Source organism: Arthrobacter sp. UYP6, assembly GCF_040547315.1.
GTDB lineage: Bacteria > Actinomycetota > Actinomycetes > Actinomycetales > Micrococcaceae > Arthrobacter_B.
Map to the genome: position 1 here is coordinate 55,513 of NZ_JBEPPM010000009.1, position 16,011 is coordinate 71,523.

Annotated in this window: 17 protein-coding genes and 1 pseudogene; 9 read left to right on the forward strand and 9 right to left on the reverse strand. The window is 64.2% G+C overall.

The features are described 5' to 3' along the window. Nucleotides 1-3: 3 nt before the first annotated feature. From ABIB35_RS09295 to ABIB35_RS09310, 4 genes and pseudogenes are all read right to left on the reverse strand, one after another. On the reverse strand, nucleotides 4-1,110 hold the full coding sequence (locus ABIB35_RS09295; protein ID WP_354180804.1) for a zinc-binding dehydrogenase: 1,107 nt from the start codon (nucleotides 1,108-1,110) through the stop codon (nucleotides 4-6). After that, nucleotides 1,107-1,391, reverse strand: coding sequence for a hypothetical protein (locus ABIB35_RS09300; RefSeq protein WP_354180976.1), 285 nt, complete (start codon nucleotides 1,389-1,391; stop codon nucleotides 1,107-1,109). The genes ABIB35_RS09295 and ABIB35_RS09300 overlap by 4 nt, the downstream gene beginning before the upstream one ends. 72 nt (nucleotides 1,392-1,463) lie before the next feature. Then, nucleotides 1,464-1,529 (reverse strand): annotated as a pseudogene (locus ABIB35_RS09305) (FmdB family zinc ribbon protein); the annotation flags it as partial. Further along, on the reverse strand, nucleotides 1,526-2,344 hold the full coding sequence (locus tag ABIB35_RS09310; protein ID WP_354180806.1) for an N-acyl homoserine lactonase family protein: 819 nt from the start codon (nucleotides 2,342-2,344) through the stop codon (nucleotides 1,526-1,528). The gene ABIB35_RS09310 and the pseudogene ABIB35_RS09305, both read right to left, overlap by 4 nt. Before the next feature lie 276 nt (nucleotides 2,345-2,620). On the opposite strand from ABIB35_RS09310, the gene ABIB35_RS09315 reads away from it, so the two are divergent. After that, on the forward strand, nucleotides 2,621-3,730 hold the full coding sequence (locus ABIB35_RS09315) for an alcohol dehydrogenase catalytic domain-containing protein (RefSeq protein WP_354180808.1): 1,110 nt from the start codon (nucleotides 2,621-2,623) through the stop codon (nucleotides 3,728-3,730). 22 nt (nucleotides 3,731-3,752) lie between these two features. Here ABIB35_RS09315 and ABIB35_RS09320 read toward each other — a convergent pair whose 3' ends face one another. From ABIB35_RS09320 to ABIB35_RS09330, 3 genes are all read right to left on the reverse strand, one after another. After that, nucleotides 3,753-4,436 (reverse strand): GntR family transcriptional regulator, encoded by a 684-nt coding sequence (locus ABIB35_RS09320; RefSeq protein WP_354180810.1) that lies wholly within the window; start codon nucleotides 4,434-4,436, stop codon nucleotides 3,753-3,755. A 102-nt stretch (nucleotides 4,437-4,538) separates the two neighbouring features. Then, nucleotides 4,539-5,678, reverse strand: a complete 1,140-nt coding sequence (locus ABIB35_RS09325; RefSeq protein WP_354180812.1) for a CaiB/BaiF CoA transferase family protein — start codon at nucleotides 5,676-5,678, stop codon at nucleotides 4,539-4,541. Between the two features lie 62 nt (nucleotides 5,679-5,740). Then, entirely contained in the window at nucleotides 5,741-6,310 is a 570-nt protein-coding gene (locus ABIB35_RS09330; RefSeq protein ID WP_354180814.1) for a MaoC family dehydratase, read from the reverse strand. Nucleotides 6,311-6,481: 171 nt separating this feature from the next. On the opposite strand from ABIB35_RS09330, the gene ABIB35_RS09335 reads away from it, so the two are divergent. Beyond that, entirely contained in the window at nucleotides 6,482-7,657 is a 1,176-nt protein-coding gene (locus ABIB35_RS09335; RefSeq protein WP_354180816.1) for an acyl-CoA dehydrogenase family protein, read from the forward strand. Between the two features lie 39 nt (nucleotides 7,658-7,696). On the opposite strand, the gene ABIB35_RS09340 is transcribed toward ABIB35_RS09335, so the two are convergent. Further along, nucleotides 7,697-8,725 carry an isopenicillin N synthase family dioxygenase gene (locus tag ABIB35_RS09340; protein ID WP_354180818.1) on the reverse strand — a complete coding sequence of 343 codons (1,029 nt, stop codon included), beginning with the start codon at nucleotides 8,723-8,725 and terminating at the stop codon, nucleotides 7,697-7,699. Between the two features lie 390 nt (nucleotides 8,726-9,115). Between ABIB35_RS09340 and ABIB35_RS09345 the strand changes: the two genes are divergently transcribed. From ABIB35_RS09345 to ABIB35_RS09365, 5 genes are read left to right on the forward strand one after another with little or no spacing between them, the layout of a single operon-like run. Further along, entirely contained in the window at nucleotides 9,116-10,249 is a 1,134-nt protein-coding gene (locus tag ABIB35_RS09345) for an ABC transporter substrate-binding protein (protein WP_354180820.1), read from the forward strand. Continuing rightward, the gene (locus ABIB35_RS09350; protein ID WP_354180822.1) at nucleotides 10,230-10,781 is read left to right on the forward strand and encodes an iron chelate uptake ABC transporter family permease subunit; all 552 of its coding nucleotides are present in this window, start codon (nucleotides 10,230-10,232) and stop codon (nucleotides 10,779-10,781) included. Before ABIB35_RS09345 ends, ABIB35_RS09350 begins: the two co-directional genes overlap by 20 nt. Further along, nucleotides 10,736-11,350, forward strand: coding sequence for a FecCD family ABC transporter permease (locus tag ABIB35_RS09355; RefSeq protein WP_354180823.1), 615 nt, complete (start codon nucleotides 10,736-10,738; stop codon nucleotides 11,348-11,350). The genes ABIB35_RS09350 and ABIB35_RS09355 overlap by 46 nt, the downstream gene beginning before the upstream one ends. Continuing rightward, nucleotides 11,347-12,255 carry an ABC transporter ATP-binding protein gene (locus ABIB35_RS09360; RefSeq protein WP_354180825.1) on the forward strand — a complete coding sequence of 303 codons (909 nt, stop codon included), beginning with the start codon at nucleotides 11,347-11,349 and terminating at the stop codon, nucleotides 12,253-12,255. The genes ABIB35_RS09355 and ABIB35_RS09360 overlap by 4 nt, the downstream gene beginning before the upstream one ends. After that, nucleotides 12,252-13,706: a hypothetical protein gene (locus ABIB35_RS09365; protein ID WP_354180827.1), complete on the forward strand. Its 1,455-nt coding sequence runs from the start codon at nucleotides 12,252-12,254 to the stop codon at nucleotides 13,704-13,706. The genes ABIB35_RS09360 and ABIB35_RS09365 overlap by 4 nt, the downstream gene beginning before the upstream one ends. Before the next feature lie 150 nt (nucleotides 13,707-13,856). On the opposite strand, the gene ABIB35_RS09370 is transcribed toward ABIB35_RS09365, so the two are convergent. After that, nucleotides 13,857-14,750: a hypothetical protein gene (locus ABIB35_RS09370; RefSeq protein WP_354180829.1), complete on the reverse strand. Its 894-nt coding sequence runs from the start codon at nucleotides 14,748-14,750 to the stop codon at nucleotides 13,857-13,859. Between the two features lie 187 nt (nucleotides 14,751-14,937). On the opposite strand from ABIB35_RS09370, the gene ABIB35_RS09375 reads away from it, so the two are divergent. Further along, complete coding sequence (locus ABIB35_RS09375; protein WP_104055710.1) at nucleotides 14,938-15,237, forward strand: type II toxin-antitoxin system VapB family antitoxin; 300 nt, start codon at nucleotides 14,938-14,940, stop codon at nucleotides 15,235-15,237. Further along, nucleotides 15,230-15,916 carry a LytR C-terminal domain-containing protein gene (locus ABIB35_RS09380; RefSeq protein WP_354180831.1) on the forward strand — a complete coding sequence of 229 codons (687 nt, stop codon included), beginning with the start codon at nucleotides 15,230-15,232 and terminating at the stop codon, nucleotides 15,914-15,916. Before ABIB35_RS09375 ends, ABIB35_RS09380 begins: the two co-directional genes overlap by 8 nt. Nucleotides 15,917-16,011: the final 95 nt, after the last annotated feature.

The following is a 16,011-nucleotide window of genomic DNA, read 5'->3' on the forward strand; positions in this document are numbered from 1 at the left end:
AACTCAGTCGTCGATGACAATGCCGGCGCGGGTCACCCTCCGCGATTCCGCAGCGGCGATGGCATCGGTGACCTTATCGAGGGTGAAGTCGGCGTCGACAAGGGACTCCCAGGGGAAATGGGGAGTGTCCGCAATGAACCGAACTGCCTTGCCCAGCACCTCAAGCGGGTAGCGGATTGCTGCGCGGATCTGCACGCCCGTCCGCGTGAACGTGCCGGGATCGAACTCAGTGTATTTATGGGGCGAGATGTTGCCGATTTCGACGACGATGCCGCCCGCGCGGGCGGAGCGGACGGACTCGGAAAACGCCGAGGGCACGCCGGTCAGATCGATGACGACGTCGGCGCCGCCCCCGGTTGCCTCCCTCACGAGCTGCACCCGGCCTTCCCCATCGGCCGCCTGTGAGAGGTCAATCGTGCGGTGGGCCCCGAACTCCTGAACCTTCGTCAGCCGGCTAGGCATCATCTCGGCCACGAACACCTCGGCCCCCAAGGTCGAGGCGACGGCAGAGGCACATACGCCCAGACCGCCGGCACCGAAAATGGCAACCTTGTCACCGTACGAAACTTCACCGAGGAGGCAGCCGTAGTACACCTGGGACAGGGCGCAGTTGGCCGAGGAGGCAGCCTTCGACGAGACGGCGTCGGGGACCTTGTACACCGCCTGGTTGGGACCCACCGCGTAGTAGGTGCCGAAGGTCCCGAAGAAATGCGGAGCAGTCTCGGCCTTCGTGGACCAGCCGGTGTAGGCGTTCCGGCAAATGTTGCCGTGGCCGTTGTTGCACTCCGGGCAGCGTCGGCACGCCTGAAAGTATGTCGCGACAACCCTGTCCCCGACGGCAAGCGGCTGCCCTGCGAAGTCGGTTGAAACCCCTTCACCCAACGCAGCTACCCGGCCGATTCCCTCGTGTCCCATGACGCAACCCGGACGGACCAGCGGATGGTTGCCATGGAGGATGTGCACGTCGGAGCCGCAGACATTCGCACGAATCATCTTCATGACCAAGCCACCCGCGACTGGAAGCGGACTCTCGTAGTCCCGGCTTTCAATGCTGTCCACGTCGGCGAGGATTGTCGTCGTTCCAACAGCGGCCTGCACAATATCGGTCACTTTTTCTCCTGCGGAGTCTTGGCTGCCTGTGATTTGGTGGCTTCGGTTGCCGCAGCAACTGATGCGCCGATGTCATCGCCGGCACGCAAAGGGCGTCCCGAGAAGATGCCTTCATGGGCGAGGATGGGCCGCCGGTCCCCGGCGAGCTCGGGGTACTTTTCCTCGAGCTTCTCGCGCCGCTCCACCTTTTTGCGCCAGTGCGCGACGGCGTCGGGGTGCCCGCGGCCGATGCCCTCCCAGCTGTGCGGCATCTGGGCGCGGCTTGGTCCTGAATCGGCCACGCCGCCGATGTTCATCCTGCTTGGAACTCGGCTGGTGGCTGCTCCACACCTAGGGCATTCGGGATTCGGCGCGCTCATTGACTGCACACCGGCCTCGAACCGGTGCCCGCCCGGGCAGCGGAAGTCGTAGAGGATCATGAGTAGTAGCCGTCCGGTGCAAGCCTGAGCAGCTTTTTCTGGTCCTCGTCATGCCCGAAAATAACTTCCGCATTAGTCTCCTGCGCGATCCTGCGGAGCTTCTCTACGGACTCCAGCCAGGCGAGGTTGTTCCACACAATCGCGGCGCCGACTGCTGGCGGACCCCAGGAGTCTGCCAGGTACACGGCATCGGAGGTGAAAAGCTTGGAACCCTCATTTTCCAGATCAACCAGCAACGACATGGTGCCCCAGGTATGCCCGGGAGTCTGGATAACGCTCACGCCGGGGATGATCTCCTCGTCGCCCTTGATGCCACCGATATCGAGCCCCAGGAAGTCGTCTGGAATGTGCGCGCCCTGGCTGTATCCGGTAATGGAAGCCACTCCGTCGAGCTCGGCCTGACTGGTGAGGATTCGGGTTTTGCCGTTGTCGAAAAGGCGCGCATTCGCCGCGTGGTCAAAATGAAGGTGCGAGAGCACCAGTACGTCGATGTCTTCCGGTGTGAGCTCAAGCTGGGCGAGGCTCGAATCGAGATAGCCGGTTTTGCCTTCGGGATCGTCAAGCACCGGAAAGAACTTGTCGAATCCGGTGGGGCCCCAGTGTTCCTCCCAGTTCCGCGGTACACCGGTGTCCCAGAGGATGCGTCCTTCCGGGTGTTCGATCAGGACCGCATGCGTCGGCACCTCGCCCCAGGCACGCTCCTGGTAGCGGTGATCCCGGTCCCTGATAATCCGGTTCGGCTTCAGCAGCAACCACGTCAGGTCGGCCTCCATGGTGCCCGTTTCGAGGATATGGAGCTTGGTTTCGTTGACCACGTGCAATCTCCTTTGATTGGCTTCCTGCGGCCCCGCAAGTAGCAATCCCCTCCGCGGGCTCAGCAGCAGTGTGGCCACGCTATCCGGATATATTGGGGTGGTCAATAGGGTTGTCGTTGAATCATCAACCCTGCTAGTTTCAGGGAATTCTCAAAATATTAGGCCGTGTCAATGCTGATGCAGTCCGCCGCGGTTGCTACCGGAAACGGAGGGCAGTCTGCTTTCCCCGCGAGCAACGCAACGGGTGTGCGACCCGGCCCAACCCAAGGAGTTCCCATGAAGATCACCGGTGCTGTTCTCGAAGAGATCGGCCTGCCGCGTCCGTACGCGCAGTCCGAACCGCTCAAGATTGTCGAGCTGGACCTCGATGAGCCGGGCCCCGACGAAGTCCTGATCCGAATCCGCGCCGCGGGCCTGTGCCATTCCGATCTCTCGGTCGTCGACGGCAACCGCGTGCGGCCTACGCCCATGCTGCTTGGACACGAAGCCTCAGGCATCGTCGAGAAGGTGGGTGCGAATGTCTCAGACCTCAAAATCGGGCAACAGGTGACCACTGTGTTCCTGCCCCGCTGCGGTGAGTGTGCCAACTGCCTGACGGACGGAAAACTGCCGTGCACGCCCGGCACAGCGGCGAACAATGCCGGAGTCCTGGTGGGCGGCCACTACCGGCTGCACCGCGACGGGACGGATATTTCACACCACGTAGGAGTTTCCGGTTTCGCGACCCACGCCGTGCTGAACCGACAGTCAGTCGTCCCCGTGGACGACGACGTGCCCCCGGAAATTGCCGCTGTCCTCGGATGCGCCGTCCTGACCGGAGGCGGCGCGGTTATTAACGCGGGCAAGCCCAGGGACGGCGACGCAGTCATGGTCGTTGGCCTGGGCGGCGTGGGCATGGCAGCGCTCCTGACCGCAATTTCGCTCGGCAAGGGTAAGGTCATCGGCGTCGATGCGAACCCTGAAAAGCTGGCACGGGCCAAGGAGCTGGGAGCAGACGAAGTGTATTCGCCGGCTGAGCTGGAGGTAAACGGGGTTAAAGCGCCTGTGGTCATTGAAGCAGCAGGGCATCCACGGGCCTTCGAAACAGCAGTGGCGGCCACCGGCGTCGGGGGCACCACCGTCACCGTAGGGCTTCCATCCCCGGATGCACGTTCCACGATTGCTCCGCTCGGACTCACAGGCGAGGCCCGCACCATCATCGGTTCATATCTCGGCTCCGCGGTGCCTTCGCGTGACATTCCGGTGTACGTCCAACTGTGGCGGGACGGAAAGCTTCCCGTCGAGGAACTGATCTCGGGGCGCATTGCACTCTCCGAGATCAATGCCTCCCTCGACAAATTGGCCGACGGCCTGGCCGTACGGCAGGTGATCCTTTTCGAGAACTGAACCCCTTTGGCAGGGGACTGGATTATTCAGTCGGAGCCGAGGAAATGCGGGAGTCGAAGTGGGCAGCAAGCAGCTCGCCGGAATGCACGATGTGTTTGTGCATTGCCGTCCGGGCTGCTTGCGCATCCCCGGCCTTGATGCCGTCGAGGAGTTCGGCGTGGTCGTCCATGGTTGCCCGCGGCCAGCCCGCGATCGAGGAATAGAACTCCCGGGGGACATACCGGGTGACCAGGCCCATGAGCCAGACCGTCTTCCGTGAGCCTGCCATCAGGTTGATCTCACGGTGGAAGGCATGGTTCTTCTCTTCGAGCAGTTCATTGTTGTTCCGGACCGCGGCGGCGATCAGTTCGTGGTGCAGTGCCTCGAGTTCGGCTACGTCCTGCTCGGTTGCCTTCACGGCCGCCCGAGCTGCGAGCTCCCCGCCAATGAGGGCCTGCACCTGAAACAGGTCGCGGATGTCTTCACCCGTCAGCGGTGCTACGACAAAACCGTGCCGGGGCACAAGTTCCAAGAAGCCTTCCACCCGAAGTGCCTGCAGCGCCTCGCGCGCCGGTGTGGAGGAGATGCCCAGTTCCTCGCCGATGGTCTCGGGACGGACCAGTGTGCCGGGACGCAGTTCACCCGACATGATGAGGCCGCGGATGTGCGCGGTGGCCTTCTCGCTCAGTTGCGGGCGTGTGCTGTTGCGCGGTGTGCGGCTGGTCATGATCTGCGGACTCTTTCTGATAATTCTCCCCACCAAACATACGGCATCAGTGTCTGGCCCCCGACCGGCCGCGGCTGGCGGTGCCGCGGGTGAAAGATCCTGTCAGTCCAACCCGAGTTCGGACAGGATCTTGTCTGTGTGCTCGCCGATTTCCGGCACCGGAGCCATTCGGATATCGGCTTCGCGTGACGTCACTGGGGGGATCAGGCTGCGCAGCGGGCCTACCGTGGAATCGACGTCCCTCCAGCGGTTGCGTTCGGCCAGCTGCGGGTGCGTGGAGAATTCATGCATGGTCCGCAGCTGCGCGTTGGCGATGCCCGCGGCATCAAGTCGGGCCAGGATCTCCGCAGAGGGCAACCCGCTTAGGACACTGTTTATCGCCTCATGAAGTACTGGACGGTTAGCCACCCGCAGGTCATTGGCGGCGAAACGCGGGTCCTGGGCCAGCCCGGCCTGGCCCAGGACCTCGGAGCAGAACACGTTCCATTCACGCTCGTTTTGGATGCCCAGGAATACCATGCCGTCCGCGGCGCTGAACGGTCCGTAGGGGGCGATGCTCGCATGCTGGGCGCCACTGCGGACAGGCGGTGAACCACCGTATTCAGCGTAGAAGTACGGCTGGGACATCCATTCCCCCAAGGCTTCAAGCATGGAGATTTCCAGGACGTCGCCCCGGCCCGTAGAGGCCCGTTGCAGCAGTGCGGTCAGGATGCCGGAGTAGGTGTACATGGCGGCGGAGATGTCTGCAATGGAGACGCCTGCCTTGGCGGGGGAGTCGGGGGTGCCGGTGACGCTGAGAAGGCCGGCCTCGCACTGGATCAACAGGTCGTAGGCCTTTTTGGTTTCGTAGGAGCCGCCGCGGCCGTAGCCGGAGATGGAGGCATGGATCAGCCGCGGGTTCAGAGCCAGGGCATCGTCGGGCCCAAGGCCGAGCCGTTCGATGGCGCCGGGGGCAAGGTTCTGGACCAGGACATCCGCCCTGGACACGAGCTTGCGCAGCACGGCAATGCCGTCCTCGGATTTCAGGTCCAGGACAATGCTTTCCTTGGACCGGTTCAGCCAGACAAAGTAACTGGCCATGCCGTGGACCTTTGTGTCGTAACCGCGGGCAAAGTCCCCGGTATCTCGTTCCACCTTGATAACGCGCGCACCCAGGTCGGCGAGCTGGCGGGTCGCAAACGGAGCTGCGACGGCCTGTTCCAGAGAGACTACGGTGATGCCCTCAAGGGGCAGCCGGCCCATTCACTGCTCCTTTGCGGCAGGTTGCAGAATTCTTTTGACTTCTGGGGATCTCATAGTGGCTGTCACCGGAAGTCCCCGACGTCAGGCAGGGTGGATTCGTCCGGGCGTGCGGACGTGACGCTGGGAAGGTGGCCCTCCCTGTACACCATGAAGGTCCGGCGGTAGCTGATCACGATTCTGCCGTCCTGGTTGAAGCCTTCGGTGGCTACGGCGACCAGGCCCAGGTGGGGGCGTGACGCGGAAATCCGGGTGGAAAGGACCTTGGAGCGTGAATAGATGGTGTCGCCTTCAAACACCGGGTTGGGCATCCGGACCTCATCCCAGCCCAGGTTCGCGAAGACGTTCATGGACAGGTCGATGGTTGACTGGCCCGTGACCAGTGCGAGCGTGAAAGCAGAATTAACCAGGGGCAGGCCAAACTCGGTGTCCTTCGCGAAATTGCGGTCCACGTGAGTCTTGGCCACGTTCTGCGTCATCAGTGTGAAGGACTGGTTGTCCGCTTCCGTGACCGTCTTGCCGAAGGGATGGTAGTAGATCTCACCGGGAGAAAAGTCCTCGAACAACCGGCCGGTCCATCCCGGCACTACTGGGTTTCCGTTTGCTTTGTTCCCGGTTGCTTCGTGCTCCATCATTGGTCTCCTGAAGTGAATATATTGAGCTTGACGCCTATTCTTGTTCAGATTTTCGCCAATTGCCAGAGTTTTGAGGGGTCTTGTAAGGACCAAATATATTAGCGTATGGTCGATGGCCAAGGGGGCGAAGTTTCGCCGTAATAGATTCCAGCCTTACTTCAAGGAGTAATGATGCCTACGTCGACAGGTGCCCTGGTACAGCTACGCGAGCAGACCCGTGCCCTGTGCGCTGAGTTTCCAGATGAGTACTGGCGTGAAACCGACCAGAACCGCCGCTATCCGCTGGAATTTGTGGACAGGCTCACTGCGGCCGGACTGCTGGGCGCGCTGATCCCGACCGAGTACGGGGGGCTGGGGCAGGGGTTGACCGAGGCCAGCGTCATCATGGAGGAAATCAACAATTCCGGAGGGCATTCGGCAGCCTGCCATGCACAGATGTACACCATGGGCGCGCTGCTGCGCCACGGCAACGCTGAGCAGAAAGAGGCCTATCTGCCGCTCATCGCCTCGGGAAAGCTCAGATTACAGGCGTTCTCTATCACCGAGGACAAGGCAGGCTCTGACACAACAAGCATCGAGACAGCGGCGATCCGGGACGGTGATCACTTTGTGATGACCGGACATAAGAGCTGGACCAGTCGGATTGATGAATCAGACCTTATGTTCGTTCTGGCCCGCACGTCTCAGAAGCCGGTCGGCGCGGGCACCGACAAGACGCATGGCCTGACCCTGTTTCTGGTGGATCTGCGGCCGATCCGTTCGGAGCAACCCTGCACGCTCAGGGTGGAAAAGGTGCGCACCATGTTCAACTACGCCACTAACCAGGTCTTCTACCAGGGCATGCGTGTCCCGGCGTCAGCCGTCATTGGTCAGGTTGGCAGCGGGTTCCGCTACGTTATTGACGGTTGGAACGCCGAACGCATCCTGCTCGCTTCGGAGGCCATCGGTGATGGCTACTGGTTCACCCGTCGCGCCGTGGAGTATGCCAACAGCCGCGTGGTGTTCGGCCGAAAGATCGGCGTCAATCAGGGAGTTCAGTTTCCCATCGCGGATGCCTACATGAAGGTCCGTGCCGCGGACATGATGCGCATCGAAGCGGCACGGCTCTTCGATGCCGGCGAGCCATGCGGTGCGGAGGCGAATATGGCCAAGCATCTCGCTTCGGAGGCAAGCTGGGCAGCCGCCAATGCATGCCTTGATACCCACGGCGGGTACGGTTTCGTGGATAAATATGATGTGGAGCGCAAGTTCCGTGAAACCCGCATGTTCCAGGTGGCTCCGGTCAACAACAACCTGATCAAGAGCTTCGTGGCAACAAAAGTGCTGGGATTGCCCCGCTCCTACTGACGCCGTGCGCATCCCCGGGCCAGTCTTGTAATCGAACCTTTACCGGGAAACCAGCTCAGGATGATGCAGCTGAGCCACCTGCGGATGCGCGCGCAGCCAGCCCTTGAGTACGTTGGACCCGTAGGACGCCAGCATTGGATTTTCCGGATCGTCGGAGATTCCGCGTGACTGAGCCGCCAGCTCCACCGGAAGCTGGACCGAATCAATCACGGCGTCCAGACGAGGGGACCAGAAGAAGGGAATGGCGTAGCGGTCCACGCCGGGAGCCGGAGCCGTGACGCGGTGGATGGTGGCGGAGAGGTAACCCTGCGTGGCAACTTCGAGCATCTCGCCCAGGTTGACCACCAGGGCTCCCGGGATTGGTTCCACAGGAATCCAGGTGTCCGATTCGTGCGGACGCACCTCCAGCCCGCCTACGGAATCCTGCAGCAGCAGTGTGACAAACCCGTAGTCGGCATGGGAACCGACGCCCTGGGTGCCGGCTTCCTTGACCACGCCGCCCACATAGTGGATCAGCTTGGCCATCCAAGCTGGCGTGCCTTCGAACGGCTCGGCGAAGTGGTGCTCGGGCAGCTCCAGGGATACGGCAATGGCACTGAGCAGCTCGGTGCCCACATCCGACATCAGCCGGCCCCATTCCATGGACTTTTCCCGCAGCTCGGGCAGCGCGTCGTCCGGGAACTGGTTGGGGCCCTGAACCAGCCAGAACGGCTGGTGCTTTGGATAATCCGCAGCCGGTTCACGCTCCGGCCCGAAGTCCACCTGTTCGCGGGCGTCCGGGCGCCCCTGGGTCAGCTCTGTGCCGAGGCGGGTGTAGCCGCGGAAGTGTGGAGATTTCCGGTTATCCAACTCCAGCCGTTCCTCCAAAGGCAGGTCAAAAAAGCGCTTGGTGACGTCGAACAAATCGTCCACCTTGGCCTCGCCCGGGCCATACCCCACCAGCTGGAAGAAGCCAATCCGGTGAGTTGCATCACGGAGCTGTTCGATGAACTCCGACGTGAAGGATCCGTCAGCACCTCGGGCGGTACTCAGATCCAGGACAGGGATGGAGAGGGGAATCTCAGTCATAACGCGAAGCTACCACCGCGTCCTGTCAAGTAAGTATCGAATGTTACGCGTCCGGGTCAGAATGAGCCTCTGACCTGTAGGTTTACTGAACTAAAACTGAGCGACAACGTAACACGGAGACTCATGGAGACACCTGGCCGGCTCAATTCGCCGGGCGGATTTGGTCCCCTGTGTAGCTCGGCTGTCCTCTCGCGGCAGGCGTCCGGCCGCGGGAGGGGCGGCCTCCGGTTCCGTCCGCCGGCGCCTGGGCGGCGGCAACCTCCGCCTCTCCGGCAGTTCGACAGCCTACTTAATTACGACACATAAATATGCGCTAATCGAGTACATATGGTCTGATATGTACATCAGTCTTTAGGTAAGCCTTACCTACCCGTAGCGATAGGAACTTCTTTGTCCGCCTCCGTTCCCCCACCTGGGACCTCCCGCCGCACGCTCCTCGGCGGTGCCGGTCTGGGCCTTCTGGCCCTTGCCCTGAGTGCTTGCTCGTCCCGTGAAACGGTTGCAGCCGCCGGCAGCGGTGCCGGTTCGGGAGGCTTCACCGTCACCGACATGCGCGGCGTCCAGGTCTCCTTTGACTCTCCGGTGCAGCGGATCGCCACCACCGTGATTCCCTCCCCTTCCATGCTGGCCGCGGTGGACGGCGGCTACGGCCGGATTGTGGGCATCAACGAATCCACCCTCCAAGCCAATAAGCAGGGCTTGTTCGGCGAGATGTACCCGGAGTCGAAGAGCACCACTACCATTTCCCCGTCCAGCTTCACGCCCAACATCGAAACCCTCACCGACCTGGAGCCCGACGTCGTGTTCCAGTGGGCGGATCAGGGCGACGGCCTCGTGGAACCGCTGGAGAACGCCGGCTTCAAGACCGTCTGCCTGCTCTACGGCACGCAGGAACATCTGGAAACCTGGGTTTCGCTCTTCTCCACGATCGTTGGCAAGCCCGAGCGCGGCACCGAGATTGTGAGCTGGATGCAGGCCGAGATTACCCGCTTGAAGAAGGAACTCTCCGGCGTCACGACCCCGGTCCGCGCGGTCCATCTGGGCCAGTCCGGGGACGGCTACTCTGCGTCCAACAAGTCCTCCTACATGCACTACTGGATGGAACTCGCCGGTGGCCGGAACGTGGCCGCGGACAACATGTCCGCGGAAAACGTGGTCAGCGCCGAACAGCTCATCAGCTGGGATCCGGAGGTTATCACCCTGGGTGGCTTCGACGCCCGCACGCCCGCCGAGGTTTACGCGGACAAGTCGCTGGCTTCTGTTTCCGCCGTGCGCAACCGCCGCGTCTACAAGGCTCCGCTGGGCGGCTACCGCTGGGAGGTTCCGTGCGCCGAGTCTCCGCTGATGTGGCAGTGGGCCGCCGAACTTTACCACCCCCGGCTCACCGGACACACCCTGCGCGCCGCCATGAAGGAGAAGATCTCCTACCTGTACAACTACGAGATTTCCTCGGCACAGATCGACGCCGCCCTGCGGCTGGAACTCAACAGCGGAAGCGCCGGCTATGACGTCTTCCGCGGCTAAGCCCGGCACGACGACGACGACGGCGGCGGCAGCTCGCCCGGCACCTCGCCCGGCACCCCGCAGCCACAAGGTGCCTTTGCTGCTGTGCGTCCTAATCCTGAGCGCGGTGGCCCTGGTCTCCATGGCGGCGGGCCGGTACTGGGTGCCGCCGAATGAAATCCTGCGCATCCTGGCCAACGAGGCCACCGCCCTCTTCGGCGCCGGCGGCGGAGACGGTGCCCTGCGCCGGACCTGGACCGATCAGGAAGCCACCGTGGTACTGGACGTGCGCCTGCCGCGGGTCCTGCTGGCGTTCCTGGTGGGTGGCGCCCTGTCCCTGGGTGGCGCGTGTCTGCAGGCACTGTTCCGTAACCCGCTGGTCAGCCCGGACATCATCGGCGTGACCGCCGGAGCCTCCTTCGGTGGCGTGCTGGTGCTGACCCTGGGCCTGTCCGGCGGCGCGATGGTGGGCGGAGCGTTCGGTTTGGGCTGGCCGCGCTCGCCGTCGTGCTCCTGCTGGGCCGTCTCGGCGGAAGCGGCGGGCCCATGCTGATGATCGTGCTCGGCGGCATTGTGGTGGCGGCGTTCTTCAACGCCCTGGTCTCCTTTATCACCTACACCGCCGATCCGTATTCCGAGCTGCCCTCGATTGTGCACTGGCTGCTGGGCTCCATCGCCGCCGCCGGCTACGACTTGGTACTCACCGCACTGATTCCGATCGCGATCGGCGCCGCCGTGGTCCTGGCCATGCGGTGGCGCCTGAATGTGCTCTCGCTGGGGGACGACGACGCCGCGGCCCTGGGTGTGAATCCGCACCGCTCCCGCGTGGTGCTGCTGTGCGCGGTGGCCCTGATGACCGCCGGCACCGTGGCCGTGGCCGGCGCTGTCGGCTGGGTGGGACTGGTGGTTCCGCATCTGGCCCGGCTCTGGGTGGGCCCGGACCACCGCGTACTGCTGCCGGCGTCCCTGCTGCTCGGCGGTACCTATCTGATGCTGATCGATACCCTCAGCCGCTCCATGACCAGCAGCGAACTGCCGCTGGGCATCCTGACCGCCGTCATCGGCGCCCCGGTGTTTGTGCTGCTGCTGGCCCGTTCCCAGAAAAAAGGCGGCACCCGATGACCACCCTTCCCGTCCTGAAGCCCGGGTCCGTCCCGGCCGCGGCCCAACCCCTGATGCAGGTCACCGGGCTGGGATTCCGCTACTCCCGCGTGCGCCCGTGGCTGTTCCGGAACCTCGGCTTCACCCTGGAACGCGGAGAGATTCTCTCCATTCTCGGTCCCAATGCGCGCGGCAAAACCACCCTGCTCAAGTGCCTGTCCGGACTGCTGACCCCGAGTGAGGGACAGATCGGTTCAGCGGCCGCCGTCGGCTACGTCCCGCAGGACCACGGCGCCGGTGGCACGTCCTTCACCGTTGCCGAAATGGTGCTCATGGGACGAAGCCGGCACCTGCGCGCCTATCAAACCCCGCGCCGTGAGGACCATGAAGCCGCCGATGCCGCGATGGAGCGGGTGGGGGTGGCCGACTGGGCGCAGCGCACCTACTCCGAACTTTCCGGCGGGCAGCGCCAGCTGGTCCTGATCGCCCGGGCGGTGGCCTCCGGCTCGGAGCTGCTGGTCCTGGATGAACCCGCCTCGGCGCTGGACCTGCACAACCAGTCCCGCGTGCTCGGCGTCCTGGCCGGGCTGGCCGCCGACGGGATGTCCGTCATCATGACCACCCACCATCCGGACCACGCGCTGCACGTCTCACGCAATGCCCTGCTCTTTGTGGGCAGCGACGACACCCGGTGGGGTCCCACCGATGAGCTTCTGACCGGCTCGGCCCTGTCCGCGGTCTACGGGCTGCCCATCTGCACTCCCACCGTGGGCACCGGGTCGGGCAGCCGCGTGATTGCGGTCCCTGACTTTGGGCCCTCCTGCCGGCAGACCTGCTCCGCCCCCTTTGCCGCGGCTCCGTCCCCGGCTGAACCCCTCACTTCCGCATCCCTCACCTCCGTTCCTCTTCGAAAGGACCTTCCGTGATTCTCCGGCTGATCGGCGGCACACCGATGCGCGGCCAGCGCGACCCCTCCTGGCGTGGGGCACTGGAAGACATTGACGCGTACGACCTCGACGACGACGCCGCCCGCGCCCGGATCCTCTCCGCCGACGGGCTCATTATCGGCGGCGGCGTTGACCATCTGCTGCTGAGCCGGCACCGCGAAGCGCTTACCGGTTTTGTCCGCTCCGGCGGCCGGGTGCTGGTCAACGCGCAGGTGGTGACACCCTTCATCGACGGGCTGGCGGGCTGGCGGAAGCTGGAATTCCGCGGCGCCCGCGACGTGCAGCCGCACGCCGTGACGGCCCATCCGGTGTGGGAAGGTGTGGACTACCGCGACCTGCACTACCGCACGGGGGTACCCGGAACGCACAGCTACGAAAAGCTGAAGGAGATTGGCGTTGCCGGTTTCTATGGCCGCGGCTACCACCTGGACCTGCCCGAGGGGGCAACCGTTGTCACAGGCATCGGCCAGTACCGGCTGCCGCTGGATTACAGCTACCGGCTGGGTGAGGGCGAAGTGCTGGTCCACGGCGGCAATGACCTGGAGAGCTTCAGCGACAACAGGTACTCCATCGGCAAGATCGGTCCCAACCTGGTGGCCTGGCTCGAGGGTGGAATCAGGGCGGGCCGAAGCCGGGCGTCTGAGTCGGGTACGGCGCCGTCGTCCTCAGTAACCACGGGCCCGCCGGCCAATCCCGCCGCCGCCGGATCCGCCGCCGTCCGACCCTCCGTCGTCGGACGTCGCGCGCCCGCTGCCGGAGCTGCCCCGCGCATCGGACTTCTGCACTGCGGGACCTTCCCGCCGCTGCGCACCCTGGCCGATCCGGCCCTGCACCCCTACCGGCTCGAATCCGTCTACCTCCCCGACGCTGATCCGTCGGTGCTCGCCGGCCTGGACGCCATTATTGTGGGGGACCGCCTGCATCACGGGCAGCTGGCACGTTTTGCGCCGGCCGTCCGTGCCGCGCTGCAGGACCCGGGCAAGACGGTGATCGTGCTCGGCGAGAACACAGTGGAACAGTGGCTGCCCGGAGTGGGCTACTCATTTAGGCCCACCGTGTTCTGGACCTGGCGCACCGGCGAGGACAACGGCACGCGGCTGCGCCTGCCCGAGGATCCGATGTGGGAGTACTTCACGCCGCGTGCCGTGGCCTGGCACCATCACGGGTTGCTGCATCCGCCCGCCGGCGCCCGGTCCCTGGTGGTCATGGAGGAGGACGGCGCCGAGTCCGGCGCCCTGCTGTACGTGGACGAGGTCAACCAGCCGGCCCGGCTGCTGGTGACCACCATGGATCCGGTCTACCACCACGGTTCAGGGTTCATGCCCGGGGCGTCGCAGCTGCTGTACTCGCTGCTGCGCTGGGTCACCGCCATCCACGGCCCGGGCAGGACTGCTCACGCGGCACGTGTTTCCGGCCAGGTTGACGACTGACGCGACCACTTTGGGATTTTGCCTCCACTTTGGGAATTCCCTGCCGGTTTAAAACGGCAGGGAATTCCCAAAACGGGTGCGCTTGTCCAAAGTGGCGGGATTTCTGCCCGTAACGCGAGAACACCCGGAACGCCACGAACCCAAGTGGCGTTAGCTCACGCCGTCGTCGTCGGTTGACGTGCCCGCCGCCATGGCCGCCCAGCGCGCAAAGTAGGCACCGCCGGCGTCTTCGTGGATGCGGTCGCCGGCGGTGAGCACCGGGTAGGGCTTGACCGGGACGCCGTCGGCCGGGCGGACGTCCACGTGCGCCACCTCGTAGCCCAGCGCCTGCAGCTCATCGGCCATGGCGTAGTCCGTCCGGGAATCCCCGACGGTGCGCCAGATGCGCGGGATCTCCGTGCCGGCAGTCTCCAGCAGCGAAAGGGCGCGGCGGGCACCGAGATCCTTACCGACGCCCAGCGCCTCAATGTCGGTGGAGATGATGGTGGGATCAATGCGGTAGTCGATGGAATCGTCGCTATCCGGCGCGTGGTGGTCAAGTCGGCAGACGCCGAGGTCGAATTCCCGCATCAGTGCCAGGGCATCGGCGTCGAACTGCTGCTGCTCGGCCAGATAGTCGGCGGTGGCCACGTCCACGTGCTGTTCCACGGACACCATGGCGCGCTTGGTTTCGTCGTAGAACATGTGGTCTGCGTACTTCTTGGCCACCAGCCGGCGGACGGCGTCGGCATATGTATCCGGCAGCGCCAGGGCGGAATCCACCTGGGGGTCGGAGGCACCTGAGCCGGTGAAGGAGAACCACACGGCGCCCTTTTCGCAGACGGCATGCACCGTGGTGTCCGCCGGAAGTCCTGCCGCGATCATCGGGGCCATCACCTGCTCGCGGATGAAAGCGTCGGACCGCCCGGTGTTGAAGATGACGGGCCAGCCGGCAACCGCCAACTGCACCAGGTCGGCGATGATTCCGACTGGAACGGAGCGGGTTACGGGGCTGGCCACCGGGCCGTCGACGTCGAGCAGCAAGCCAAAGCGGGGAGAAGTCACCGTGCCAGTATCCCACCGCGGCTCTGCTGCCGGAAAACGGCCAGCTGTCTCACCGGGACGGTGTTTTCGCTGGTGAGAGGCCGGATGGCGTGATTGTGACTCTTCCGTGACCGTAATGTAGTGCATTGCTTACGCCCCGCCGAGGCCCGCTGTTTCAAAGGGTGCAGTTCTTCTTTAGTCTGTATTAGTGATCTTCAAAGCTGTTGGCGACGGACGCCCTTACCCCGACCATGGATATGTGACTCCCAAGGACTGGGCAGCGGTACCTCCCCGGCAGGTCCGGCTCGATGAGCTGGTCACCACCAAGAGCACCCTGGATTTGGGGGCGCTGTTGGCGGAGGATTCCACGTTCTTCGGAGATTTGTTCCCGCATGTTGTGCAATGGAGGGACACCATGTACCTGGAAGACGGCCTGCACCGCGCGGTGCGTACCGCGCTGCACCAGCGGACTATTCTGCATGCACGCGTCCTGGTGATCGATGACTGACAAGCTCACCGGACACCAGCACCGGAACAGGACAGCTAAGAGTGATCCCACCGAATGGCACGGCCATCGGATCGTCACGGAGGACGACCTCGGCGCCGTCTTTGACGCGGAGGCCGACGCAGCGGCGCTGGCGCGCGTGGTCCGCCGGCGGCAGCTGCGGCACCGCATTGTCATCGGAACGCTCACGACGCTGCTGCTGGCCGCCGCACTGTTTGCCGTGGCCGTTCTGCAGGGATGGATCGTTCTGTCCGAACCCGAAGCAAAGCCGGTTGCCTCCTCCACTGGGTGTCCCGCAGGGCCCTACTCCTATCAGTCCCCGGACACCGTAACGGTCAATGTCTACAACACGACGCCGACGGCGGGGCTGGCCACGCAGGTTTCCGACGCGCTCGCGGAACGGGGATTCCAGCGCGGAACAGTGGGGAACAGTTCAGTGAACCGTGAGGGAATGACCGCCATTGTGGTTTCCGGCCCGGAGGGGGAGGCCGCAGCGTTCACCCTGCAGCAGCAGATCGCCGGAACTGCGTACGTTCAGGATGGCCGTGCCGACACCACCGTTGACGTAGTTGTCGGCTCCGGGTACACGGCGCTGGTGCCGGCCGAAAACATCTCAGCCGCCGCCACCGGTCCTCTGAGCTGCCCCGTGCAGACGGAAACGCCGGCGCCCGCCGCCGGGTAACGGCCCATCGACTGGCTGAGCTTCCCGCCGCCTGGCTGAGCTGCCCGCCGCCGGAAACCTCGGGCGGCGGGTAAGCTACCCGCCGCCGACCGATA

What these genes read in the sequence shown, in the direction of transcription:
- ABIB35_RS09315 (WP_354180808.1), top strand. Translation starts at nt 2,621, where the DNA reads ATGAAGATCACCGGTGCTGTTCTCGAAGAGATCGGCCTGCCGCGTCCG.
- ABIB35_RS09320 (WP_354180810.1), bottom strand. Translation starts at nt 4,436, where the DNA reads ATGACCAGCCGCACACCGCGCAACAGCACACGCCCGCAACTGAGCGAG.
- ABIB35_RS09325 (WP_354180812.1), bottom strand. Translation starts at nt 5,678, where the DNA reads ATGGGCCGGCTGCCCCTTGAGGGCATCACCGTAGTCTCTCTGGAACAG.
- ABIB35_RS09330 (WP_354180814.1), bottom strand. Translation starts at nt 6,310, where the DNA reads ATGATGGAGCACGAAGCAACCGGGAACAAAGCAAACGGAAACCCAGTA.
- ABIB35_RS09335 (WP_354180816.1), top strand. Translation starts at nt 6,482, where the DNA reads ATGCCTACGTCGACAGGTGCCCTGGTACAGCTACGCGAGCAGACCCGT.
- ABIB35_RS09340 (WP_354180818.1), bottom strand. Translation starts at nt 8,725, where the DNA reads ATGACTGAGATTCCCCTCTCCATCCCTGTCCTGGATCTGAGTACCGCC.
- ABIB35_RS09350 (WP_354180822.1), top strand. Translation starts at nt 10,230, where the DNA reads ATGACGTCTTCCGCGGCTAAGCCCGGCACGACGACGACGACGGCGGCG.
- ABIB35_RS09360 (WP_354180825.1), top strand. Translation starts at nt 11,347, where the DNA reads ATGACCACCCTTCCCGTCCTGAAGCCCGGGTCCGTCCCGGCCGCGGCC.
- ABIB35_RS09380 (WP_354180831.1), top strand. Translation starts at nt 15,230, where the DNA reads ATGACTGACAAGCTCACCGGACACCAGCACCGGAACAGGACAGCTAAG.